19 protein-coding genes are annotated in these 23,060 nt (G+C 68.2%); 9 read left to right on the top strand and 10 right to left on the bottom strand.

The window, feature by feature from the left end:
• Window positions 1-354 precede the first annotated feature (354 nt).
• Together KEC55_RS03945 and KEC55_RS03940 are read right to left on the bottom strand one after the other, a co-directional pair.
• Entirely contained in the window at window positions 355-2,445 is a 2,091-nt protein-coding gene (locus KEC55_RS03945) for a D-(-)-3-hydroxybutyrate oligomer hydrolase (protein WP_282506826.1), read from the bottom strand.
• Between the two features lie 138 nt (window positions 2,446-2,583).
• Entirely contained in the window at window positions 2,584-2,949 is a 366-nt protein-coding gene (locus KEC55_RS03940; protein ID WP_174968428.1) for a BON domain-containing protein, read from the bottom strand.
• A gap of 439 nt (window positions 2,950-3,388) precedes the next feature.
• Between KEC55_RS03940 and KEC55_RS03935 the strand changes: the two genes are divergently transcribed.
• From KEC55_RS03935 to KEC55_RS03925, 3 genes are all read left to right on the top strand, one after another.
• On the top strand, window positions 3,389-4,831 hold the full coding sequence (locus KEC55_RS03935) for a TAXI family TRAP transporter solute-binding subunit (protein WP_282506825.1): 1,443 nt from the start codon (window positions 3,389-3,391) through the stop codon (window positions 4,829-4,831).
• Window positions 4,832-4,925: 94 nt separating this feature from the next.
• Window positions 4,926-5,564: a DsbA family protein gene (locus KEC55_RS03930; RefSeq protein WP_166957029.1), complete on the top strand. Its 639-nt coding sequence runs from the start codon at window positions 4,926-4,928 to the stop codon at window positions 5,562-5,564.
• A 69-nt stretch (window positions 5,565-5,633) separates the two neighbouring features.
• The gene (locus KEC55_RS03925) at window positions 5,634-6,581 is read left to right on the top strand and encodes a LysR family transcriptional regulator (RefSeq protein ID WP_176049448.1); all 948 of its coding nucleotides are present in this window, start codon (window positions 5,634-5,636) and stop codon (window positions 6,579-6,581) included.
• A 16-nt stretch (window positions 6,582-6,597) separates the two neighbouring features.
• On the opposite strand, the gene KEC55_RS03920 is transcribed toward KEC55_RS03925, so the two are convergent.
• From KEC55_RS03920 to xdhA, 4 genes are all read right to left on the bottom strand, one after another.
• Window positions 6,598-6,999, bottom strand: coding sequence for a nuclear transport factor 2 family protein (locus KEC55_RS03920; RefSeq protein WP_282506824.1), 402 nt, complete (start codon window positions 6,997-6,999; stop codon window positions 6,598-6,600).
• Between the two features lie 88 nt (window positions 7,000-7,087).
• A complete protein-coding gene (xdhC, locus tag KEC55_RS03915) occupies window positions 7,088-7,705 on the bottom strand; it encodes a xanthine dehydrogenase accessory protein XdhC (RefSeq protein WP_282506822.1) in 618 nt (205 codons plus the stop codon).
• A gap of 69 nt (window positions 7,706-7,774) precedes the next feature.
• Window positions 7,775-10,135 carry a xanthine dehydrogenase molybdopterin binding subunit gene (gene xdhB, locus KEC55_RS03910; RefSeq protein WP_282506821.1) on the bottom strand — a complete coding sequence of 787 codons (2,361 nt, stop codon included), beginning with the start codon at window positions 10,133-10,135 and terminating at the stop codon, window positions 7,775-7,777.
• Between the two features lie 18 nt (window positions 10,136-10,153).
• Window positions 10,154-11,698, bottom strand: coding sequence for a xanthine dehydrogenase small subunit (xdhA, locus tag KEC55_RS03905; RefSeq protein ID WP_282506820.1), 1,545 nt, complete (start codon window positions 11,696-11,698; stop codon window positions 10,154-10,156).
• A gap of 337 nt (window positions 11,699-12,035) precedes the next feature.
• On the opposite strand from xdhA, the gene KEC55_RS03900 reads away from it, so the two are divergent.
• A complete protein-coding gene (locus KEC55_RS03900; protein WP_176049453.1) occupies window positions 12,036-13,250 on the top strand; it encodes an MFS transporter in 1,215 nt (404 codons plus the stop codon).
• Window positions 13,251-13,346: 96 nt separating this feature from the next.
• On the opposite strand, the gene KEC55_RS03895 is transcribed toward KEC55_RS03900, so the two are convergent.
• The 3 genes from KEC55_RS03895 to KEC55_RS03885 form a co-directional block, all read right to left on the bottom strand.
• A complete protein-coding gene (locus tag KEC55_RS03895) occupies window positions 13,347-13,943 on the bottom strand; it encodes an RES family NAD+ phosphorylase (RefSeq protein WP_282506819.1) in 597 nt (198 codons plus the stop codon).
• Window positions 13,944-13,952: 9 nt separating this feature from the next.
• A complete protein-coding gene (locus tag KEC55_RS03890; RefSeq protein ID WP_282506818.1) occupies window positions 13,953-14,624 on the bottom strand; it encodes a hypothetical protein in 672 nt (223 codons plus the stop codon).
• A 114-nt stretch (window positions 14,625-14,738) separates the two neighbouring features.
• Window positions 14,739-15,629, bottom strand: coding sequence for a DMT family transporter (locus KEC55_RS03885; protein ID WP_282506817.1), 891 nt, complete (start codon window positions 15,627-15,629; stop codon window positions 14,739-14,741).
• A 134-nt stretch (window positions 15,630-15,763) separates the two neighbouring features.
• On the opposite strand from KEC55_RS03885, the gene KEC55_RS03880 reads away from it, so the two are divergent.
• Window positions 15,764-16,699 (top strand): AraC family transcriptional regulator, encoded by a 936-nt coding sequence (locus KEC55_RS03880; RefSeq protein ID WP_282506816.1) that lies wholly within the window; start codon window positions 15,764-15,766, stop codon window positions 16,697-16,699.
• 27 nt (window positions 16,700-16,726) lie between these two features.
• On the opposite strand, the gene KEC55_RS03875 is transcribed toward KEC55_RS03880, so the two are convergent.
• The gene (locus KEC55_RS03875) at window positions 16,727-17,938 is read right to left on the bottom strand and encodes a pyridoxal-phosphate-dependent aminotransferase family protein (protein ID WP_176049456.1); all 1,212 of its coding nucleotides are present in this window, start codon (window positions 17,936-17,938) and stop codon (window positions 16,727-16,729) included.
• Between the two features lie 753 nt (window positions 17,939-18,691).
• Here KEC55_RS03875 and KEC55_RS03870 point away from each other — a divergent pair.
• From KEC55_RS03870 to KEC55_RS03855, 4 genes are all read left to right on the top strand, one after another.
• A complete protein-coding gene (locus KEC55_RS03870; protein ID WP_282506815.1) occupies window positions 18,692-19,675 on the top strand; it encodes a LysR family transcriptional regulator in 984 nt (327 codons plus the stop codon).
• Between the two features lie 30 nt (window positions 19,676-19,705).
• Window positions 19,706-20,704: a 2-hydroxyacid dehydrogenase gene (locus tag KEC55_RS03865; RefSeq protein WP_027788249.1), complete on the top strand. Its 999-nt coding sequence runs from the start codon at window positions 19,706-19,708 to the stop codon at window positions 20,702-20,704.
• Between the two features lie 171 nt (window positions 20,705-20,875).
• A complete protein-coding gene (gene bluB / locus KEC55_RS03860) occupies window positions 20,876-21,625 on the top strand; it encodes a 5,6-dimethylbenzimidazole synthase (protein WP_282506814.1) in 750 nt (249 codons plus the stop codon).
• A gap of 241 nt (window positions 21,626-21,866) precedes the next feature.
• On the top strand, window positions 21,867-23,036 hold the full coding sequence (locus tag KEC55_RS03855) for an MFS transporter (RefSeq protein WP_282506813.1): 1,170 nt from the start codon (window positions 21,867-21,869) through the stop codon (window positions 23,034-23,036).
• Window positions 23,037-23,060 lie beyond the last annotated feature (24 nt).

The raw sequence follows: 23,060 nt of genomic DNA, 5'->3' as shown, positions 1-23,060 counted from the left end.
AAAACACGCCCCGCAAAGCCCGCCCGACAAGGCGACTCCGCTTCGAACAGACGAACAATCCCCCTCGGCGAGATGCCGATTAATCGCGAAACAGCGACCAATCGCAGCTCGAGCCGATTTAATAAAATCGAAAGGATCGATTAACTAAACGGAAAGGAATATCTCGTATCCGGAATTTATTAAATTAAGTGAAAATATCGGCGCATATTAAGTTCCGGATTTACCGCCGTAAAGTAATAATTTGTTACGGCGCTCGCCATTCGGATAAAAGGCCGTACGGGACCGATTCCATGGCGCAAAAAGAAAAAAGCCGGACGACTGTCCGGCTTCACTGGAACGACGCAGCGGTCGCCGTCAGAGCGGCACGTCGATCGCGCCGGCGCCCGTCGTGATCGCGTTCGCGCCCGGTGCGGCCGAGATCGGCGGCAGGTTCGCGCTCGTCAGCGCCGGCGCGGCGCCCGGCGTGCCGCCGCGCGGCACCGTGCGGATCACCTGCGAAGGCGGCAGCGGCGCGCCGTTCTTCAGGTGCTTCCACATCAGGTTCAGCGCCTGCAGGTTGTAGTAGTGGACCGGCACGAAGCGCGTGTCGAAGCCCGCAACCGGCAGGAATGCGTCGAAGTGCTGGCCGTTCGTCACCTCGTAGAACACGAGCTGGCTGCGCCCGGCTTCGCTGATGCCGTTCTGCGCGACATACGCGCGCGACGCGTGGTTCACCGGCACCAGCGCGTCGCTGCGACCCTGCACGATGATCGCCGGCTTGCCCTGCAGGTTCGCGTTCACGCGTACCGCGTCGACGTTCGCGGGCATCCCGAGCATCCCGTTCGTCCATAGCTGGCGCAGGCACAGCGCGCCCGCGAAGCTCGCATCGGGCGTCGCGAGCCGGTGGTCGACGCCTGCGCCGTTGTTGAACACGAGGTCGATACCGGCCGTCGGCGGCACGCCGTTGCCGACGCCGAACACGGCCGGCATCGGCGAAGTGGCCGGCGCCGCGACCGCGCCAGTCGCCGGATTGGTCGTCGCAAAGCTGAAGTTGCACAGGTTGTCGGTGACGCGCGAGCGCGTGTACGCGTTCGCATAGGTGACCGCGATCGCCGGAATCGCCTGCGAATCCCACATCGGCGCCTGCAGCAGGTCGGAATCGACCAGATAGCCGGCCGCATGGAGCTGCGCGAGCGCGTCGGCGGCCTGGCTCTGCGTGTCGGCACCGGCCACAATCCCGGCCGCCGAGAGCGTCGCGCAGCGCTGCGTGCGGATCGACTGCGTGGTCGCGGCCGGCAGCGCGCTCAGGTACGGCGCGGCGGCGAGCGACGCCGACGCGGCCGCGCACGGCTGCAGCAGGTTCGCGAGCGTCGCGTAGTCGGCCAGCGGCCGGCCGAACGACGGCACCGGCTGGCCGTCCGTGCGCACGACCGCATTCGGCGACATCCGCACGTTGATCTGCGGCTCGCCGACCACGACCGCGGTGATCCAGCCGCGGCTGTCCTGCTCGGCCGCCGCGAGCGACGCGCCGCCGCCGTTGCTGACCGACGCGGCAATCGTCGTGATGTCGCCGGGACGATAGCGCACGCCGTGATGCGAGCCGTCGACCAGCGGTCCGAACTGCTCGTTGAGCGCCCAGTACGCGAACTCGACCGACTGCAGCGTCACTCGCCCCCAGTCCTGCTCGGGATTCTGTTGCGAGTGCGCATGCTTGAATGCGTAGCGATTCGGAAAGCGGTTGTTGAACGCGGCGAGATCGCCGCTCGTCACGTTCGCGGTGAACAGGCTAGCGGTGCCGGCCAGCACTGCATTGGCGAGCGTGCCGTCGATCAGCGTGACGGTATCCGACATGAGTTCGTGCGCACCGTTGCCGCCGCCCTTGTCGTTGTAGGCCACCGCGCAGCCGCGCTTGAGCGCCCATTCGCCGGCCGCGGAAATCGCGCCGTACACGCCGCGCGAGCCCGACGACGTCGCGGTGACGATGCACGGCTGCGCGGGATTGAAGCTGGCGGGCACCTGCACGAGCAGCGTCACGTTCTTGGTGCCGCTGCCGTCGTCGGAGTACGCGAGATATTCGGTGCCGGGGATCTTGCCTTCGCCGAGCGTATCGTTGCCGTCGAGGTCGACGTTCGGCCCCCAGAAGCGGCCGTAGCCGCCGTTCGCGCTCATGTCGACGAGCGCGCGGTAATTCGACCAGATCGCGAGGCGGCGCAATTCGGCGCTCGTCGGCCGGGCGGCATTCGCGAAACCGGGGGCGGTCGCCGTGCCGAGACCCGTCTTGCCGAGGCCGGCCGTCAGCAGGTCGTCGCTCGCGCCGTCATAGGCCGTCGTGCGCACGCTGCCGGACACGAAGCCGGGCAACCGGTTGCGCTCGGCCGAATCGTCGCCGTTGCAGGCGCCGAGCATCGCGACCGCGGCCAGCGCCGCGCCGAAAACCATCCGCCTGCCCCATCCGAGCCTCGTCATCGCCGCCCTCTCGATTTCGTTATCGGTCCGCCGCCGCGTCGCGCGCGGCTTGCGGCCTCTGAAGCGCAAACGGGCCCCGGCATGCCGGGGCCCGCCTGGAAACGGGCGCACGCGGCGCTCGCGCGCCGCCGCCCGGCATCACTGCTGCTGAACCGTCAGCCTGTTCGTGACCGATGTCACGCCCTTCACGCCCTTCGCCGCGGCTTCAGCCTTGTCGATCTGGTCCTGGGCCGGCATCGTGCCTTCCAGCGTGATCGCGCCGCCCTTCGAGCGCACGACGAGGTTCGACACGTTCTCGCCCGATTCCTTCGAAATCGCCTTGCGCACCGCGTAGCCGAGCTTGCGGTTCGCCTTCTTCGCGGTTTTCGCGGCGGCCTTCGGCGCGCTGGTCGCGGCCGCGGGCGCTTCCGTTGCCGCTGCGTCGCTCGACTGCGCATACACGCTGCCCGACAGACAGGCCGCCACGGCGGCGACGCCCAACGCTCTCAACACGATCGACTTCATGCTATCTCCTTATCACTCCGGAACGGCCGTGCACAGTACGGCCGGATACCCCCAAAAACAGCCGGCCCACGCGCGAACGGGCGGGACAGCCGGTGTTTTCCACGGCGATACGAGAGAGGCGACACGGGCCGGCGGCCGGCGCACGCTGATAGCGGGCCGGCCGGGCCGGACAGCCGCCGGCCGGACGCGCCCGGTCTCATTGCGTGCCGGGTCGCGCGCGATTCGGGCGCGGCTGCGTCGCACAATGTAATCCAGCGCCCGCCGAAGCGCAAAGCTTTTGACGCGGGGCGGCCCGCCGCTGTCGCCGCCACGCCGCGCCGGGCCGCCTGACTCGCGCACGCCCGGTGAAACCGGGTACCATCGCCGCGAGAATCCGCATCGCTCGTGACAACCGTCCGACCGTCATCGATGCGTCACGCCAGCGTCATCCGCCGATCCCATGAAGCCTGCCCGCACTCGCCCGCCTCGCCGCATCCTCGCCCGCTTCGTCGCGGTGTCGTGGCGCGACCTCGCGCTGTCGATCGGCCCGACCGTGCTGCTCGCCGCCGCGGCCATCTGGCTCGCGGTCAAGCTGATCCAGCCGGCGCCGCCGTCCACGCTCGTGATCTCGTCCGGCCCGCCCGGCAGCACGTACTGGAATGCCGCGCAGAAGTACAAGACGATCCTCGCAAAGAACGGCGTCACGCTCGACGTCCAATCGTCTGAAGGGTCCGCGCAGAACCTCGCGCGGCTGTCGAACCCGAATGCGCCGGTCGACGTCGGTTTCGTGCAGAGCGGCATCGGCCCGAAGGAGCGCGACGAGCACCTCGTGTCGCTCGGCAGCATCGGTTACGTGCCGCTCGCGATCATGTACCGCGGCCCGGTCGTCGCGCGCCTGTCCGACTTCAACGGCAAGCGGCTCGCGCTCGGCGCGGAAGGCAGCGGCGCGCGCGAGCTGAGCCTGGCGCTGCTGAAAATGAACGGCATCGTGCCGGGCGGCTCGACCGAGCTGCTGCCGACCGCCGGCGAGGACGCGGCCACCGCGCTGCTCGACGGCAAGATCGACGCGGCATTCCTGTCCGGCGACTCGACGCAGATCCCGGTGATGGCGAAACTGTTCCGCGCGCCAGGCGTGCACGTGTATTCGTTCACGCAGGCCGAGGCGTACGCGCGGCGCTTTCCGTACCTGACCGCGATCACGCTGCCGATGGGCGTCTACGATCTCGGTCACAATCTGCCGCCCGCCGACATCCACACGGTCGCGCCGACCATCGAACTCGTCGCACGCGACTCGCTGCACCCCGCGCTGTCCGACCTGCTGATCGAGGCCGCGCGCGAGGTGCACGGCCACGCGACGATCCTGCAACACGCCGGCGAATTCCCGTCGCCCGTCACGCGCGGGTTCCAGCTGTCCGACGACGCCGCGCGCTACTACAAGTCGGGCAAGACCTTCCTGTACCGGCGGCTGCCGTTCTGGGTTGCGAGCCTGGTCGACCGGCTGCTGGTCGTGATCGTGCCGCTGATCGTCGTGCTGATCCCCGGGCTGCGGCTCGTGCCGTCGCTATACGGCTGGCGCGTGCGCTCGCGCATCTACCGCTGGTACGGCGCGTTGATCGCACTCGAGCGCAGCGCGCTCGGCGAACACACGGCCGAGGAGCGCGTGCAGTTGCTCGACGAGCTGGACGACATCGAGGAAGCCGTGAACCGGATGAAGATGCCGCTGGCCTACGCCGGACAGTTCTACGTGCTGCGCGAGCACATCGGCTTCGTGCGCGAACGGCTCACCGCGCACGACCAGGACACGCCGGCGGGCTCACCCGGCGCCGGCGGCCCGCCGAATGCGCGCGCCGAGGCCGCGCCGCCGGCCGACACGCCCCCTCGGGCGACTCCCGGTTCCGCGTAAGCGGACGATCCGCGATCATTGCTGCACGCGCGTGCCGCCGCGTAACATGGAGGCCGCCGCCAGGCGCCGCACGCCCCACCCTCTGGAGAACGACATGACAACCGGCCTCGATACCGCCCAGCCTGCCTGGTTCTTCGACTTCGTGTCGCCGTTCTCGTATCTGCTGCTCGAACAGCACGACAAATGGCCGGACGTGCCGTTTGAACCCGTCGCCGTCTCGCTGCTCGACCTGCAGCGCCACTGGGGGCAGCGCCCGAGCGCCGACGTGCCGGCCAAGCGCGTGTTCACGTACCGTCATGCGCTGTTTCGCGCGGAACAGCTCGGCATCCGCTTCAAGATGCCGCCGGCGCATCCATTCGAATCCGACAAAGTGCTGCGCCTGGCGATCGCGCTGCGCGCCGATATCGCGACGGTGCTGGAGATGTTCCGCTTCATCTGGCGCGACGGCAACGATCCGTCGACGCCGGAAGGCTTCGCCGCGCTGTGCGAGCGCGTCGGCGTCGGCCACGGCGACGAGCTGATCGAATTCGAGGAAACCACCGCGCAACTGGCCCGCAACAACGCCGACGCGATCGCGCTCGGCGTGTTCGGCGTCCCGACGTTCTGGATGAACCAGCAGCTGTTCTGGGGCGAGGACGCGCTGCCGATGGTGCTGTACTGCGCGCGCACGCCGAACTGGCTCGAATCGCGCGAGGTCAAGCGGATCAGCGCGCTGCCGAAGGGTCGGGCGTGATGGCCGGTATCACGCACGGCAACGCGCGGCTGCGGTAAGGTTACGCGTCACCCGAACACCCCCCAACCGATGGAAGACGACGACCGTACCGCCTCGCTCGATATCTGGCTCGTGCGCGTGTTGCGCACGCTGCTGCTCGAGCGCAGCGTCACGCAGGCCGCGCTGCGGCTGAACCAGACCCAGCCCGCGATCAGCACCGCGCTGCGCAAGCTGCGCGAGACGCTGAACGACCCGATCCTCGTGCGCGGCAAATCCGGCATGGTGCCGACCGAATACGGCGCGTCGCTGCTCGAGGCCGCGCAGCGCGCGCTGCGCGAGGTCGACTTCATCGCGACGCCGCACGGCGACTTCGATCCGTCGTCCGCGCGGCGCACGTTCCGCGTCGCGGCGCCCGACTACCTGAACGATTTCTTCATGCCGACGCTGATCGAGCGCTTTCGCGACGCGGCGCCGCATGCACACCTGGAAATCGATTCGCTGAATCCCGCGCTCGACCACGCGGGCGCGCTCGAATCGGGCGCGCTCGATCTCGTGATCGGCAACTGGCCGAAGCCCGACCCGCAGTTCGCGCGCCAGGATTTGTTCTCCGACACGATCGTGTGCCTGATGCGCGACGCGCATCCGCTCGCGCGCGTGCCGCTCACGCGCGAAGCGTACGCGTCGGCCGCGCACGTCGCACCGACGCCCTACACCGGCGACAAGCGCAACGCGATCGAGATCGGCCTGGCGCGCGCGCGCCTCACGCGGCGCATCGTGACGACGCTGCCGTACTTCGGGATCGTGCCGCAGGTGCTGCTGCAGTCGGACCTGATCTTCACGACGACGCGCCGCTTCGCGACGCACTATGCGCAGTTGTTGCCGCTCGTGGTCGTCACGCCGCCCGTGCCGTTTCCGCGCATCAAGAGCTACCTGCTCACGCATCCACAGCCCGACCGGCCGACCGACATCGCGTGGCTGTGCTCGCTGATGCAGAGCGTGTCCGACGAGCTGACGGTCGCCCGCAGCCGCAAGCGCTGACACGCAACGCGGCCACTCAGGCCGTGCAGAAGGTTTCCTGCAGATGGGTCCAGCGCACGACGCCCGCCGCGTCGCGTTCGAACACGGCCGTCGCGCGGCGCGCGGGCAGCTCGCCCGATGCCGCGTGCTGCGCTTCGAGATAGGTGATTACCGCATGCGATGCTTCGGCCGCGAGCACGCGGGTCTCCGACAGCGTGATGCGCAGCCCCGGCTTCGCGCCGGCGAGCTTCGCGAACAGCGCGCGCGTGCCGTCATGGTCGACGACGCGGCCATCGGTCAGGATCATCGTGAAGTCGGGGGAAAACGCGGTGAGCAGCGCGTCGAGTGCCGCGGGCGCGGTATCGACGCCGGACAGCCAGCGTTCGATGGCGACGAGGCTCGCATCGAGCGTGTCGAGATAGATCGGGTGATCGGACATGGTGCGTGCACGGAAAGGCGCAGCCCGATGCCGCGCGTTGCCGTGCAGTGTATGCAAAATCGCGCGGCCGTGCGCCGGCCGCGCGGTGTTACCGCGAGCAGGACACCTCGTCGCGTGCGCGCCCGGCCGCGACCGCCTTCGCATCGGCCACCGGCATGCCCGAGCGCGCCTGCAGCAGCTCCGCGCACACGGCCACCGCGATCGCGCCCGGCGCCTTGTCGACGATGCCCGCGACACCGATCGGGCACACCATCTCCACGAGCCGCGCCGGATCGACGCCGCGCGCCGCGAGCCGGCGCTCAAACTTCACGCGCTTGGTGCGCGAGCCGATCATCCCGAAGTACGCGTAGTCGCGACGCCGCATGATCTGCGCGGCGAGCGAGAAGTCGAGCGCGTGGTTGTGCGTCATCACGAGGAAGTACGCACCGGGCGGCGCCGCGTCGACGACGGCCTCCGGCGTGTCGGTCGGCTCCGGCTGCACGTTCGGCGGACATTCGTCCGGGAACAGCTCATCACGCGTATCGACCCACTGCACGACACACGGCAACGCGCCGAGCAGCGTGACGAGCGCGTGACCGACGTGCCCGGCGCCGAACAGCACGATGTGCATCGGCGCGGGCGTACCGGTCGCGCGGTTGCGCTGGCCGGTGCCCTGCGCGAGCGCGGGGATCGGCACGGTGCGAAGCGAGCGTGCGGGGCCGTTCATGTCAGTCTCCGCCGGGCCGCCCCACACGCACCGGAACAAGCCATCGGGAGATGGGAGGGTCGTTTCATCTCAGCCTGCCGTTGCGCGCGCAGCACGCACCGCACTGATTGCACGCAGGATCGACTCGCCGGTGGCCGGCGCGTCGAGCGGCGGGTTCACCTGGTAGTCGCCGACCGCGGCCACCGCGTCGCGCACCGCGAAGAACACCGAGAACGGCAGCAGCAGCGGCGGCTCGCCGACGGCCTTCGAACGGTGGATGCTGTCCTCGACGTTGCGGTTCTTGAACAGCAGCACGTTGAACTCGGGCGGCGTGTCGTTCACCGTCGGGATCTTGTACGTCGACGGCGCGTGCGTCATCAGCTTGCCGCCCTTGTTCCACCACAGCTCCTCGGTCGTCAGCCAGCCCATCCCCTGGATGAACGCGCCCTCGACCTGGCCGACGTCGAGCGCCGGGTTCAGCGACGCGCCCACGTCGTGCAGCGCATCGACGCGCAGCGTGCGCATCTCGCCCGTCAGCGTGTCGATCACGACTTCCGACACGGCCGCGCCGTACGAGTAGTAGTAGAACGGCCGGCCCTGCAGCTTCGACTGATCCCAGTACAGCTTCGGCGTCGCGTAGAAACCGTCGGACCACAGCTGCACGCGCGCAAGGTACGCCTTCGCGATCACTTCGCCGAACGGCACGTTGTGGCCGCCGATCGACACGAAGTCGTTGCCGAACTTCACGTCGGCCGCATCGACCTTGCCGTCGCCGAACTGCTTCGCCGCGAACACCGCGAGCCGCTCGCGCAGCTGGCGCGCCGCGTCCTGCGCGGCCTTGCCGTTCAGGTCCGAACCCGTCGACGCCGCCGTCGCGGACGTGTTCGCGACCTTGCTCGTGTCGGTCGCCGTCACGCGAATCCGGCCGAAGCGGATGCCGAGCTCATGCGCGACGACCTGCGCGACCTTCGTGTTGAGCCCCTGCCCCATCTCGGTGCCGCCGTGGTTCACGAGCACCGAGCCGTCGGTGTAGATATGCACCAGCGCGCCGGCCTGGTTGAAGTGCGTGACGTTGAATGCAATGCCGAACTTCACCGGCGTGATCGCGATGCCCTTCTTCAGCACCGTGTTGCGCGCGTTGAATTCGCGCACGCCCGCGCGCCGGGCGCGGTAGTCGCTCGTCGCCTCGAGTTCGCCGAGCAGTTCCTGCAGCACGTTGTCCTCGACGGTCTGCCCGTACGGCGTCACGTTGCGTTCGGTCTTGCCGTAGAGGTTCGCATAGCGGACGTCGAGCGGATCGCGGTCGAGCGATCGCGCGACGTCGTCGAGGATGTACTCGATCGCGAACGCGCCCTGCGGGCCGCCGAAGCCGCGGAACGCGGTGTTCGACTGCGTGTTGGTCTTGCCGCAGTAGCCGGCGATGTCGACGTCGCCGAGCCAGTACGCATTGTCGAAGTGGCACACCGCGCGCGTCATCACCGGGCCCGACAGGTCGGCCGAGAAGCCGCAGCGCGACGTCATGTCGAGCGCCACGCCGTCGATGCGGCCGTCGTCGTCGTAGCCGACGTCGAAGCGGTAATGGAAATCGTGCCGCTTGCCGGTGATCATCATGTCGTCGTCGCGGTCCGGACGCAGCTTCACCGGGCACAGCAGCTTCCACGCGGCGAGCGCCGCGCAGCATGCGAACAGGCCCGACTGCGATTCCTTGCCGCCGAACCCGCCGCCCATCCGGCGGCATTCGACGAGCACGTTGTGCGACGCGACGCCGAGCACGTGCGCGACGAGGTGCTGCATTTCGCTCGGGTGCTGCGTCGAGCAGTACACGTGCATCCCGTCGTCGTCCTTCGGCACCGCGTACGCGATCTGGCCTTCCAGGTAGAACTGCTCCTGGCCACCGAGCAGCATCTCGCCCGACTCTCGGTGCGGCGCGACGGCGAGCCGTGCGGCCGCGTCGCCGCGTGCGAGCTTCAGCGGCGGGATCACGTAGGTTTCGGCTGCGCGCGCTTCCTGCGCGGTCAGGATCGCCGGCAGTTCCTCGTAGTCGACCTGCGCGCGGCGCGCGGCGAGCCGCGCGGTTTCATGCGACGTCGCGACGACGATGAACATCGGCTGGCCGACGAACTGCACGATGCCCTTCGCGAGCACCGGGTCGTCGTGGATGATCGGGCCGCAATCGTTGACACCCGGGATGTCGTCGGCCGTGAACACGGCGACCACGCCCGGCGTCGCGCGCACCGCGTCGAAGTTCATCGACACGATCTTCGCGTGTGGCTTCGCCGACAGGCCGAGCGCCGCGTGCAGCGTGCCCGCGACGACCGGAATGTCATCGGTGTAGGTGGCACGCCCGCTGACGTGCAGGTGCGCGGATTCGTGCGCGCGCGACACGTGGACCTGCGCCGCATCGGCTTGCGGGTCGAGGGTGCTCAGGAACGGTTCTGCTTGCTGGTTCATTTTCGGTGTTCTCCGTCTTCAGACGCGCGCCGCGCCGGCGCCGGCTTCGGCGGCCACTTCACGCACATTCAGGGCTTGCGGCGGCAGCGGGTCATGCGGGCGCGTCTCCAGCCAGAATCGGTACATCAGGTTCTTCGCGGTATCGAGGCGGTACGTGCTCGTCGCGCGCATGTCGGACAGCGGCTGGTAGTCGCGCTCGAGCGCCTGCATCGCGGCCTGCGCGGTGGCTTCGTGCCACTGCGCGCCGTCGAGCACGGCTTCCGTGTTGGCTCCACGCTTCGGCGTCGCGGCCATCCCGCCGAACGCGATGCGCGGCTCGCGGATCGTGTCGCCGTCCGCGATGAACGCGAACGCCGCGCACACGGCCGAGATGTCCGAGTCGAACCGCTTCGACAGCTTGTAGGTGCGGAACTGCAGCTTCTCGCGCGCGCCGGTGCGGGTCGGCACCTTCAGGCCGACGACGAATTCGTGCGGCGCCATGTCCTTCTGCTGGTAGCCCGTGTACAGCGCCTCGAGCGGCAGCTCGCGCACCGTGTCGCCGCCGCGCAGCACCACGCGTGCGCCGAGCGCGATCAGGCCCGGCATCGAATCGCCGATCGGCGAGCCGTTCGCGACGTTGCCGCCGATCGTGCCCGCGTTGCGAATCGGCAGCGACGCGAAGCGCTTCCACATCTCGGTCAGTTCCGGGTACGTGCCGGCCAGCGCCGCATAGGCCTTCTCGACCGTCACGCCCGCGCCGATCTCGATCCAGTCGTCGCGTTCCACGAGGCGCTGCAGTTCGGCGATCTGGCCGACGTAGATCAGGTCGTCGAGCCGGCGCATCTGCTTCGTGACCCACAAGCCGATGTCGGTGCTGCCCGCGAGCAGGCGCGCGTCGGGGCGCTCGACCTTCAGCGCGGCCAGTGCGTCGAGCGTGCGCGGCGCCGCGAAGCGCGCGCCGTTGATCGTCGTGTAGTCGAACGTGTCGTCGCGCTTGAGCGACGCGAGCGTGCGGGCCAGCGCGGCCGTGTCGACCGGTGCCGACGGCGCCGGCGCATCGAACATCTGCACGGCCGCATCGACGATCGGACGATAGCCGGTGCAGCGGCACAGGTTGCCGGTCAGCGCATCGGCGATCTCGGTGCGCGTCGGCACGTCCTTCGCCTTCGTGCACGTGGCGGCGCAGCTTTCGTGGCCGTGCTTCTCGTACAGCGCCCACATCGACATCACGAAGCCGGGCGTGCAGAACCCGCATTGTGAACCGTGGCAATCGACCATCGCCTGCTGCACCGGGTGCAGCGCACCGTCCGGCTGGCGCAGGTCCTCGACCGTCAGCAGCGCCTTGCCGTCGAGCGTCGGCAGGAACTGGATGCACGCGTTGACGGCCTTGAACTCGACCGCGCCGGCGTCGGTCAGCTCGCCGACGACGACCGTGCACGCGCCGCAGTCGCCTTCCGCGCAGCCTTCCTTGGTGCCGGTGCAATGCGCGTCCTCGCGCAGGTATTGCAGCACGGTGCGGGTAACGTCCGCGCCGCTGACTTCGCGGATCGCGTGACGATGGTAGAAGCGAATCGGCTCACTCATGTCTCTATGATTCTTCAAATGGGGGCAAGGCGGCCTGCGCGGAGCGCCTGACCGACGTTTTTCTGACAGTTTGCACGCTATCACCATCAAATTCCGCAACCCATAGCCCATCACGCATGGGGCCCATATAACTGCCGCGATATGAGCGCCGGGGCCGCCCGCAGCCCTTTGCGCACGGTGCTCTGCGCCCGTTCCCGACGCCCCCGCCACCGTCCTCCAACGTCGAAAAAAGGTCGCGATTAACTAAATGGTACCTGCGTGAAAACCGGTTCCATGGGAAAATCCCGATTCCCTTTTTCGCCGTCTTCCGCCCGTTTCGTTCATTCGTTCCGACCCCATGTCAACCGATTCCGCCACACCGCCGCGCAGCGGGTTCGCGGTCACGCTGCAAATCGTGTCCGTCGTCTGCTTCACGTTCATCTGCTACCTGACCATCGGCCTGCCGCTCGCGGTGCTGCCGGGCTTCGTCCATGACGACCTCGGTTTTTCCGCGATCGTCGCGGGCGGCGCGATCAGCGTCCAGTACTTCGCGACGCTCGCATCGCGGCCGCTCGCCGGGCGCCTCGCCGATACGCTCGGCCCGAAGCAGACGGTGCTGCGCGGGCTGATCGGCTGCGGCGCGTCGGGTGTGCTGCTGCTCGTCGCGCTGCTGCTCGCGCACTGGCCGGTCGCGAGCCTCGTGCTGCTGGTCGCGAGCCGGCTCGTGCTCGGCGTCGGCGAAAGCCTGTGCGGCACCGGCGCGATCCTGTGGGGCATCGGCCGCGTCGGCGTCACGCACAACGCGAAGGTGATCTCGTGGAACGGCATCGCGACCTACGGCGCGCTCGCGCTCGGCGCACCGGTCGGCGTCGCGATCGCGAATACGCTGAATCCGGCGCTGATCGGCGTGATCGTGATCGCGCTGGCCGCGATCGGCTTCTACCTCGCGCGCCTGATCGCTTCGGTGCCGCTCGTGCACGGCGAACGGATGTCGTATGCGAGCGTGTTCACGCGCGTGCTGCCGCACGGCCTCGGCCTGGCGCTCGGCTCGGCCGGCTTCGGCTCGATCGCCACCTTCGTCACGCTGTACTACGCGGCGCGCCACTGGCCGAACGCCGCACTGTCGCTGACCGTGTTCGGCACGCTGTTCATCGGCGCGCGCCTGCTGTTCGCGAACACGATCAAGACCTACGGCGGCTTCCGCGTCGCGATCGTGTCGTTCGCATTCGAATGTTCGGGCCTGTTGCTGCTGTGGCTCGCGCCGGTGCCGCACATCGCGCTCGTCGGTGCCGCGCTGACGGGTTTCGGCTTCGCGCTGATCTTCCCGGCGCTCGGCGTCGAGGCCGTCGCGCTCGTGCCGCCCGCGAGCCGCGGCGCGGCGCTGTCCGCGTATTCGGTGTTCCTCGACCTGTCGCTCGGCATCACGGGCCCGCTCGCCGGCTATGTCGCGGGCGCGTTCGGCTATCCGCAGGTGTTCCTGTTCGCGGCGGTGGCGGCCGCTGCAGGCGTCGCACTGTCGATGGTGCTGTACCAGCGGCAGGCGCGCGTGGCGGGGAGCGGCGCTGCGGCCTAAGCGTACGACCGCGAGAAATCGCGCGAGCCTTCCTACCGACGGGCCGCCGCCCGGGGCCCATAGCCGGGCAGCCGGCGATACACAGCTTGACGTGACTTAACGCGGCAATATGTTGAAGTCCCGCAGCACGCGGGCAGCCTCGGCGTGGTGCCGAAACGGAACGGCGCGCTCGAGCCTGAGTTTCGGTGCGGCACGATCGAAAAGCACGAGCGCTTCCGACGTGTTGAGATGGCGTGACATATACAGAAAGCCGTCGACCCGGCGGCCATGCCCGTGCACGGCGAGCGACCATTGCTGCGGTATGTCGTACGGTACGACGGTCGACAGCGCGCCGTCGCCGCCAAGGTTTTTCAGCGGCAAGCCGTGCAAGACGGCCACCGTCAGAGGCGAGCCGGTGAACGACAGCACGAAGCGCTCAAGCTCGGTCGTCACGAGCGGAAAGCCGCCGACGGCGAGATCCGCGACTTCGTCGTGCAGCACCGTCTCGGCAAACGCACACTGCAGGTCGAAACCGAAATAGCTGGTGCCATACCGGCGCCGCTTGCGCGGGTCGTCGAAACGGTTGCCGCCCGACTTGCCGAAGTACGGCTCGCCCGTCTCATATCGGGAAACGCGCACCAGCGCCGCCGGCGGAATCGTCCGCGTAACCAGCGTCGCATTCGCGAAGTGTTCGCTCGGCGGCTTCAACGTCAACCGCAGCTCCTAGCGTTCCACGAACGCCGCCGCGGCACGCTCGACCTCGGCGAGCCTCCCCTGCGACAGCGCTTTCAGCGGCGTGACGTTGCCAAGAGACGCCTTGGGCGTCGTGAAGAACTGCCATTTGCTCCACCCTGGCAAATCACCCAGGCATTGCGTCACCTTTCCCAGCGTCTTGCGATCGACATCGCCCGTCAGATAAAAGGTCGGGTAGTACTGCGCCGCCCCCACGTCGACCGTGAAGATGCGCCCCGACACGACTGCCTTGCTGAGCGCCTGCCGAGTCATGCCGAGCCCCGCCCAGATCTCCGCGGCCGGCAGCAGCGCACCCTTCGCGACGAGCGCCCGCCGTTCTGCCAGCGCGCGCTGCTCGAAATCGGCGGCTGCGGCATCCGCGCGCGCCGCCGGCTTCGCATGCGGTTTCGTGCGAACGGACGGCTGCCTGTCGCGGGTCGCGGCGGCTGCAATGCCGAACGTGATCGTGCCGGCCAGATCGATGACCTGGGCGATGCCGACCTTGAACAAGTGCCCGAGCTGTTCGTCCGACAGCCTGAGCAGCGCCCGAGCGCGGTCGGGCCCGAGCATGGTCGCGGCGCCGACGGCGCTGCGTAGCGCCTCCTCGGTCTCGACATCGAGAACCACAGCCGCGCCTTCAAGCGCATGAGCCTGCCTGACCATCACCGCCTCCTTGCACGACCGGAGGCTCAAGCGTAGGCTCGAATCGAAACCAAGTCAACCATGACAACCAAATCGGGTGGCCGGGCCGGCGACGCCGCCCCCTCCCATCATCCGTCACGCCGTCCGCAGAAACAGCCGGCGTGTCAGGTCGAACGCGACGAGATTGCCGGCTACCACGAGCAGCAGCCCAACCACCGCGAGCGGCGACCACTGATAGCCCTCGAACACCGTCGACACGGCCAGCGCGACGATCGGGAACAGCACCGTGCAGTACGCGGCACGCTCCGGCCCGATCCGGCCGACGAGTGTCAGGTACGCGGTGAAGCCGATCACCGAGCCCGGCACGGCCAGGTACACGAGCGCGCCGAGATAGCGCGGGCTCGTGTCGAGCGTGAACGGCATCCCGGCCACCACGCTGCCGACGGTCAGGATCGCCGCGCCGATCAGCATCGCCCAGCCGTTGGTCACGAGCGGGTGCAGCCCTATCGACTGCATCCGGCTCGACAGCAGGTTGCCGATCGAGAAGCACATCGTGCCCGCGAACGCGATCGCGAGCCCCGTCCAGGTCGCGTGATCGTCGAGATGGCCGGCCATCTGCTGCCAGAACAGGCACGCGATGCCGGTCAGCCCGAGCAAGGCGCCGGCGATCGCCGACGGCCGCAGCGGACGGCCCATGAACAGCCGGCCGTTGATCGAGTTCAGGAGCGGCGCGGTCGAGAAGATCACCGCGACGAGGCCGCTCGGCACGACCTGCTCCGCATAGTAGAAGCACAGGAAGTTCAGGCAGAACAGTGCGAAGCCTTGCGCGACGAGAAAGCGCCACGCTTCGCGCGGCGGGCGCACCGGCCGGCGCATCACGCGCAGCAGCGCGAACAGCACGACGGCCGCGAGCCAGAAGCGCCATGCGATCGACACGGGCGGCGGCACCGAGCCGAGCTGCCACTTGATCGCGATCCAGGTGGTGCCCCAGATCAGCACGGTGACGAAATAAAGCGACAGGTTCATGGCGGCAATCCGGAGAATCGGGTGAATCGGGATCCCGACTATGCCGCCGCGCGGCGTGGGCCGATTGTCCGGAATTGCGGTCTTTTTCGGCACGCCGCACGCGCCCCCGCGCGCCCGCTTATACTCGGCGCATCATGAGCCTCTCCCTCTCCGCTCCCCCCGTCGACCACGCCGCCGCCCTGGCCGGCGGCGATCTGCCGTTCGGCCTGCAGTCGGTCTGCCGCACGCTCGCCGACGCGAACGCGACGCTCGAGCGCTTTGCGTGGCTCGGCGACCATCTGGCGATCGCCGAATGGACGCGGATCACCGACGAAAGCGAGACGGTCTACGAGCAGCCCGGCCACCACACGCTGTCGTGTTACCTCGACGGCGGCTATCGGACCGAGCGCCAACGCGTGCCGCGCTACGGCGCGCCGAGCCTGCTGTGCGCGCTGCCGGGCGACCATGAATCGCGCTGGTGGGTGCGCGGCGAGATGCACTTCATCCACCTGTATTTCCTGCCCGAACACTTCACGCAGCGCGCGATCCGCGAGCTCGACCGCGAGCCGCGCGAACTGAAGCTCGCCGATCGCACCTATTTCGAGGATGCGCGCGTCGCGACGCTGCTGCGCTCGCTCGCGCTCGACGGTTGGGACGATGCCGACGAGCGGCTGCGCGTGAACGAGACCGCACACGAGGTGCTGAGCCTGCTGCTGCGCGGGCAGAGCACGACGCGCACCGACACGACGTTCCGCGGCGGGCTCGCGCCGGCCGTGCGCCGCCGCGTGCGCGACTATATCGACACGTATCTCACGCAGCCGTTGACGCTCGGCGAACTGGCCGAGGTCGCCGCGCTGTCCGAATACCATTTCTCGCGGATGTTCCGGCTGTCGTTCGGCCGGGCGCCGCACGCTTGGGTGGCCGAGCAGCGCCTCGCCCGGGCGCGTGAATTGCTGCGCACGACGGCGCTGCCGCTCGCACAGGTCGCAGCCGACTGCGGCTACGCGAACGCCGGCCACTTCAGTCACCGCTTTCGCGATGCGCATGGCACGACGCCGAATACGTACCGGCGCGCGATGCAGGGCCGCTGAGCACAGCCCCTTCCCTCGCTTTTCCGCTTACGCGCCGCGCTGCGACAGTTCCTGCTCAAGCGCCGCGACGCCGGCCGGCAGGTCGACCGGCACCTTCAGGTCGACCATCGTGCGACCGAACGCATGCAGCGTACGGAACAGGTTGTGTTCGCGGCACTGCTCGCCCATCTGCCCGATCCGCACGATCGGCAAGCCGAACGAGCCCGAGATCTCGACCTGGTACTGCTTCGAGATATGGCCGCAGACCATTCCCGGCGTCAGCCCTTCCGGCGTCTCGATCCCGACCACCGAATTGAGCCGGCAGTCCTTCGGCGCATAGAGCTTGAGCCCCATCGACTCGACGCCCGCCTGCAGCGCGAGCGAGCAGCGCAGATGGCGTGCGAAGCGGCTTTCAAGCGTCTCCGCGCAGACGAGCCGCAGCGCCTCGTGCAGCGCGAGCACACCGGACACGGGCGCCGTGTAGTGATAGCCCGCGTTGTGCCAGAAGTTCTCCGCGAGCGCCATGTCGAGGCACCAGTGCGCGTTCGGCTCGGTGCGATGCTTCATGCGCTCCCATGCGGCATCGGAGAAAGCGATCAGCGACACGCCCGGGATCGACGACAGCCCCTTCTGGCCGCCGGTGATCACCGCGTCGATGCCCCACGCGTCCATCTCGAGCGGCATCGTCGACAGCGTGCACACCGCGTCGACGACGACCAGTGCGCCGGCCGCCTTCGCGAGCGCCGCGATGTCGCGCAGGTCGCGGTTCCACACCGTGTTCGACGTCTCGCCCTGCACGATCGTGACGATCTCCGGCCGCTCGCGCGCGATCGCATCCGCGATCTCGTCGAGGCTCGCGACCGCGCGGTCGGCCACTTCGAGCGTCGCGACGTCGGCGCCGACGCGCGTGGCCATCTCGGCCATCCGCGCGCTGAAGAAGCCGTTGCGGATCGACAGCACGCGCGTACCGCGCCAGGCGAGGTTCGAGATCGCCATCTCCATCGCGGCCGAGCCGGGGCCCGCGACGCCGAGCACCCACTTCGTGCGGGTCTGGAACACGTACCGCGCCATCTCCTTCACCTGCTCGATGATCTTCGCCATCGTCGCGCCGAGGTGGTTGATCACGACCGTGTTCGCCTTCGCGACGGCGGCCGGGATCGGAACCGGGCCGGCCCCCATCATCAGCAGCGGTTCTTCGGGCAGGATCGCGTCGAGCGGCACGACGACGGGACAGGGAATCGGCGAGTAATCGATGGACATGGCTGGCAAGAGGTGAGGAAGGAAAATGCACGAACGCTCGCCACACTGCATGGCGAACTGATCGATCATTCCGCGTTCCGCGGCCTCGCGCAAGAGGCACGCTCGGCCGGACAGCGCGACGGTGGCCCGGTCGCCGGACCGGGCCAGCCGGCCGCGTGCGTATTGCGCGATGGCCATTCCGATTGAAAAAGGATTGCGGACCGGTTGCGAAACGGTTCCATTCGGCTTCCGCACGCATGATTTTCTTCGCCAATAACGCCGCGATTCGCCGATGCCGACGGTTTACGTCAACTTTCGCGTCGAATGCAATAGACCGGCCGCCCGATAAAAACCGCCACGCCGAATGCGATACGCAATACCGGCACACCCCAGCAAAACATCCATTATCGTTGCATGTATTGGGGCACGACTCCGGAAATTAACGAAACAGAGCCATCCATGCCGCCAACAAACCATTGATTAATATGCAAAATATTTATCACATGAGCGCATATTCCAATACCGCGTCAGTTTTGCACGCCACGCACGTGTTGCATCGCAGCGTTTAACCGTTACCCGCGATTTCGATTTTCCGCAACCCGCCCCTTTTCTCAGGTTGACGGATATCGGTTCTGTATTGAACAATCGTCTGCGGAATCGAAAGAAACGATTTTTCGATACGAGGGAGAACTGGGTGCCGCGCGATGCGCTTTCGGGGTTGCGCGGCGAAAAATCACAACATAATCAATCAACCGGGCCAGAAATACGCAAGCCATGAACCAGATTCAGACCATGCGTGTATTCGTCTGCGTCGCCGAGCAGCAAAGCTTCCGGCGCGCGGCGCACCATCTCGGCGTGTCCAATGCACTCGTCACGCGTTCGATCGCGATGCTCGAGGGCCACCTGAACACCCGGCTGATCCACCGCACCACGCGCAACCTGTCGCTCACCGAGGCCGGCGTGCGCTACCTCGACGGTTGCCGTGCGCTGCTCGAGGAATTCGACCACCTCGAGTCGTCCGTCGCGCATGCCGTGCGCGAACCGGCCGGCACGCTGCGCGTCGTCGCATCGGGGCTGCTTTCGCCCCTGGCGCTGACACCGCTCGTCAGCAGCTTCCGGCACCGCTACCCCGAGCTGCGCGTGCAGCTGACCGTCGCCGAAGGGCCGCTCGACGTGCTCGACTCGGGTTACGACGTCGGCATCGTCACGGGCAACCGGCTCGACGGCAACCCGTCGCTGATCGGCCATGCGCTCGCGCCGAATCCGTTCGTCGCCTGCGCGGCGCCGGCCTATCTCGACCGGCGCGGCGAGCCGCGCGCCCCCGACGACCTGCCGGGCCACGACTGGGTCACGCTCGCGCCGCACCAGCATGCGCCGTCGTGGCAGCTCGTCGGCCACGACGGCGTCGCGCACTCGGTCACGGTGCGCCCGGCGTGCACGGTCAACCAGCTCGCGCTGGTCCACGCAGCCGCCGTGGCCGGTGCCGGCATCGCGGTGCTGCCCGAGCCGTGCGTCGCCGACGCGCTCAACAGCGGCACGCTCGTGCGGCTGCTGGCCGGCTACCGGATCGACGATCCCGATACGCAGCTGTCGCTTGTCTACCCGAACCGCCAGTACGTGCCGGCCCGCACACGCAGCTTCGTCGAACATGCGCTGGACCACTTCAGCGCACGAACGCCTCGCGACCAAACGGACTACGGCTTCCTGCGGCCGCCGCGCGGGCCGGAACGGTCCGACATCGTCACGGGGCTGCAGTAAACTGCGCGCGTCAGCCATCGGAGGTGCAGCGTGCGCGTGATCCTGTTCAGCAGCCGGCAGTACGACGACGATTCGTTTGCCGCCGCCAACCGGCAGTTCGGCTATCGGCTGCACTTCCAGCCGTCGCACCTCGACGCGGAAACCGCGATCCTCGCGCACGGCTATGAAGTCGTGTGCCCGTTCGTCAACGACACCGTCGACGCAGCCGTGCTCGAACGGCTGGCCGACGGCGGCACGCGGCTGATCGCGCTGCGCTCGGCCGGCTTCAACCATGTCGACCTCGCGGCCGCCGAGCGACTCGGCATCACGGTCGTGCGCGTGCCCGCGTATTCGCCGCATGCGGTCGCCGAACACGCGGTCGCGCTGATCCTGGCGCTCAACCGCCGGCTGCCGCGCGCGGTCGCGCGCACCCGCGAAGGCGATTTCTCGCTGAACGGGCTGCTCGGCTTCGACCTGCACGGCAAGACCGTCGGCGTGATCGGCACCGGCATCATCGGCAGCGTGTTCGCGAAGATCATGATGGGCTTCGGGATGCACGTGCTCGCGCACTCCGTGCCGCCGTACAACGACGAGCTGATCGCGTTCGGCGCGCGCTACGTCGAGCTCGACGAGCTGCTGCACCACGCCGACATCGTCAGCCTGCACTGCCCGCTGCTGCCGTCCACGCACCATCTGATCAACGAACGAACGCTCGCGCGGATGAAGCACGGCGCGATGCTGATCAACACCGGTCGCGGCGGCCTCGTCGATGCGCAGGCGCTGGTCGACGCGCTCAAGAGCGGCCAGCTCGGCCACCTCGGGCTCGACGTGTACGAAGAAGAAAGCGGGCTGTTCTTCGAGGATCACTCCGATCTGCCGCTACAGGACGACGTACTCGCACGCCTGCTGACGTTCCCGAACGTGATCGTCACGTCGCACCAAGCGTTCTTCACGCGCGAGGCGCTCGCCGAGATCGCGCACACCACACTGCTGAACATCGAGGCGTGGCATGCGGGCACGCCGCAGAACGTCGTGACGGCAAACCGCTGAAAAACGGCGCGTTTCACGACCTGCAGCGCATCCGCAATCGTTTGCTTGTTCTCGTTACTGTGCACTGCACTCGTCTTCATCAACAATTCCGTGCTTTGTTTCAGATGAAGTAACGTTTCGTGCGCACCGTCTGCTATCGTTGCGCCGACGTCACCCCTGCTTCCACCGCTCATGCGTTTCGACGACTCCGACCTCGCCGCGGTCTACCGCGCCATTTTCGAACGGCGCGACATGCGCCACTTCACACCGGCGCCCGTCGATCCGGCGGTGCTCGCGCGCTTGCTGCGCGCGGCGCACCATGCACCGAGCGTCGGCTTCATGCAGCCGTGGCGCTTCATTCGCATTACCGATCCCGCGCTGCGCACCGCGATCCACGCGCTGGTCGAGGCCGAGCGCCGCGCGACCGCCGATGCGCTCGGCGAGCGCCAGGACGAATTCATGCGGCTGAAGGTCGAAGGCATACGCGAATGCGGCGAGCTGCTGGTCGTGGCGCTCGCCGACGGCCGCGAGCGCCACGTGTTCGGCCGCCGCACGCTGCCGGAGATGGATCTGGCATCCGCCGCGTGCGCGATCCAGAACATGTGGCTCGCGGCGCGCGCGGAAGGGCTCGGGATGGGCTGGGTGTCACTGTTCGACGTCGATGCGCTGCGCACGCTGCTGCGGATGCCCGACGGCGCGAAGCCGATCGCCGTGCTGTGCGTCGGGCACGTCGACGCGTTCTATGCGAAACCGATGCTCGAACAGGAGCGCTGGGCCGCGCGAATGCCGATCGAAGCATGCCTGTTCGAGAACGGCTGGGACGATCCGGCCGCAATCGAAGCCGCCGGCGCAGCCTCGACACCTGCAAGTGCGGAATCGGATGTCGACGTGACGAGCGCGTCGAACGCCCTCCCCGGTGAAGCGCCCGAACGCGTCGCGTGATGGCCGGCCCGGCAGTTGCCATCGCTCCGGCCCCGATTCGGCCCGACGCGGCAAATCGCCTCGAAATCCCACACTGTGAGCGTTCCGACTGCTGGCCCGTCGCACGCCGGCAACAACCGTTTTGGCCCCAAGCGTAGGGGTTTTCACTGAAGTAGAATCGCGGCTGTCATTCGACTGACCCACCGCCCGTCCCGCGCATCCTGCGCCCGGCTCGAGCGGCATCTTTCCCGAGCCTACCGCGATGCCCCTACCTCTTTTCGCCCTCGCCGTCGCTGCATTTGGAATCGGTACCACCGAATTCGTGATCATGGGGTTGCTGCCCAATGTCGCGCGCGATCTCGGCGTGTCGATTCCGGCCGCCGGGATGCTCGTGTCGGGCTACGCGCTCGGCGTGACGATCGGCGCGCCGATCCTCGCGATCGTCACCGCGAAGATGCCGCGCAAGCGCGCACTGATGGGCCTGATCGGGCTGTTCATCGCCGGCAACCTGTTCTGCGCGATCGCACCGGGCTATGCGGTGCTGATGGCCGCGCGCGTCGTCACCGCGTTCTGCCACGGCGCGTTCTTCGGGATCGGCTCGGTCGTCGCGAGCAACCTCGTCGCGCCGAACCGCCGCGCGCAAGCCATCGCGCTGATGTTCACCGGCCTCACGCTCGCGAACGTGCTCGGCGTGCCGCTCGGCACCGCGCTCGGCCAGGCGTTCGGCTGGCGCGCGACGTTCTGGGCCGTCACCGGCATCGGCATCGCCGCCGCTGCCGCGCTCGCGGTGTGCCTGCCGAAGAACCTCGCGATGCCCGACACCAGCATCACGCGCGAATTCAGCGTGCTGAAGCACCCGCAGGTGCTGATGGTGCTCGGCATCAGCGTGCTCGCGTCCGCGAGCCTGTTCAGCGTGTTCACGTACATCACGCCGATCCTCGAGGACGTGACGGGCTTCTCGCCGCGCCAGGTCACCTACGTGCTGCTGCTGTTCGGCCTCGGGTTGACGGTGGGCGGCACCCTCGGCGGCAAGCTCGCCGACTGGCGCCGGATGCCGTCGCTGATCGCGACGCTCGCGCTGATCGGAGTCGTCCTCGCGCTGTTCGCGGGCACGATGCACGTGCCGTTCGCCGCGCTCGCGACGATCTTCGTGTGGGGCATCCTCGCGTTCGCGATCGTGCCGCCGCTGCAGATCATGATCGTCGATCGCGCGAGCGACGCGCCGAACCTCGCGTCGACGCTGAACCAGGGTGCGTTCAACCTCGGCAACGCGACCGGCGCGTGGCTCGGCGGGATGGCGATCGGCTCCGGCGTGTCGCTCGTGAACCTGCCGTGGGTCGGCGTCGCGATGGCCGTCGCGGCGCTCGCGCTCACGCTGTGGTCGGCGTCGCTCGAACGGCGCTCGGTGGCCGTGCCGACCGAGTACGTCTGACGCGACCCTGCTGCATTCGTTGCG

This window comes from Burkholderia cepacia (assembly GCF_029962485.1).
Classification (GTDB): domain Bacteria; phylum Pseudomonadota; class Gammaproteobacteria; order Burkholderiales; family Burkholderiaceae; genus Burkholderia.
This window is presented reverse-complemented; position numbering and strand designations above follow the sequence as displayed.

What these genes read in the sequence shown, in the direction of transcription:
- KEC55_RS03945 (WP_282506826.1), bottom strand. Translation starts at nt 2,445, where the DNA reads ATGACGAGGCTCGGATGGGGCAGGCGGATGGTTTTCGGCGCGGCGCTG.
- KEC55_RS03940 (WP_174968428.1), bottom strand. Translation starts at nt 2,949, where the DNA reads ATGAAGTCGATCGTGTTGAGAGCGTTGGGCGTCGCCGCCGTGGCGGCC.
- KEC55_RS03935 (WP_282506825.1), top strand. Translation starts at nt 3,389, where the DNA reads ATGAAGCCTGCCCGCACTCGCCCGCCTCGCCGCATCCTCGCCCGCTTC.
- KEC55_RS03930 (WP_166957029.1), top strand. Translation starts at nt 4,926, where the DNA reads ATGACAACCGGCCTCGATACCGCCCAGCCTGCCTGGTTCTTCGACTTC.
- KEC55_RS03925 (WP_176049448.1), top strand. Translation starts at nt 5,634, where the DNA reads ATGGAAGACGACGACCGTACCGCCTCGCTCGATATCTGGCTCGTGCGC.
- KEC55_RS03920 (WP_282506824.1), bottom strand. Translation starts at nt 6,999, where the DNA reads ATGTCCGATCACCCGATCTATCTCGACACGCTCGATGCGAGCCTCGTC.
- xdhC (WP_282506822.1), bottom strand. Translation starts at nt 7,705, where the DNA reads ATGAACGGCCCCGCACGCTCGCTTCGCACCGTGCCGATCCCCGCGCTC.
- xdhB (WP_282506821.1), bottom strand. Translation starts at nt 10,135, where the DNA reads ATGAACCAGCAAGCAGAACCGTTCCTGAGCACCCTCGACCCGCAAGCC.
- xdhA (WP_282506820.1), bottom strand. Translation starts at nt 11,698, where the DNA reads ATGAGTGAGCCGATTCGCTTCTACCATCGTCACGCGATCCGCGAAGTC.
- KEC55_RS03900 (WP_176049453.1), top strand. Translation starts at nt 12,036, where the DNA reads ATGTCAACCGATTCCGCCACACCGCCGCGCAGCGGGTTCGCGGTCACG.
- KEC55_RS03890 (WP_282506818.1), bottom strand. Translation starts at nt 14,624, where the DNA reads ATGGTCAGGCAGGCTCATGCGCTTGAAGGCGCGGCTGTGGTTCTCGAT.
- KEC55_RS03885 (WP_282506817.1), bottom strand. Translation starts at nt 15,629, where the DNA reads ATGAACCTGTCGCTTTATTTCGTCACCGTGCTGATCTGGGGCACCACC.
- KEC55_RS03880 (WP_282506816.1), top strand. Translation starts at nt 15,764, where the DNA reads ATGAGCCTCTCCCTCTCCGCTCCCCCCGTCGACCACGCCGCCGCCCTG.
- KEC55_RS03875 (WP_176049456.1), bottom strand. Translation starts at nt 17,938, where the DNA reads ATGTCCATCGATTACTCGCCGATTCCCTGTCCCGTCGTCGTGCCGCTC.
- KEC55_RS03870 (WP_282506815.1), top strand. Translation starts at nt 18,692, where the DNA reads ATGAACCAGATTCAGACCATGCGTGTATTCGTCTGCGTCGCCGAGCAG.
- bluB (WP_282506814.1), top strand. Translation starts at nt 20,876, where the DNA reads ATGCGTTTCGACGACTCCGACCTCGCCGCGGTCTACCGCGCCATTTTC.
- KEC55_RS03855 (WP_282506813.1), top strand. Translation starts at nt 21,867, where the DNA reads ATGCCCCTACCTCTTTTCGCCCTCGCCGTCGCTGCATTTGGAATCGGT.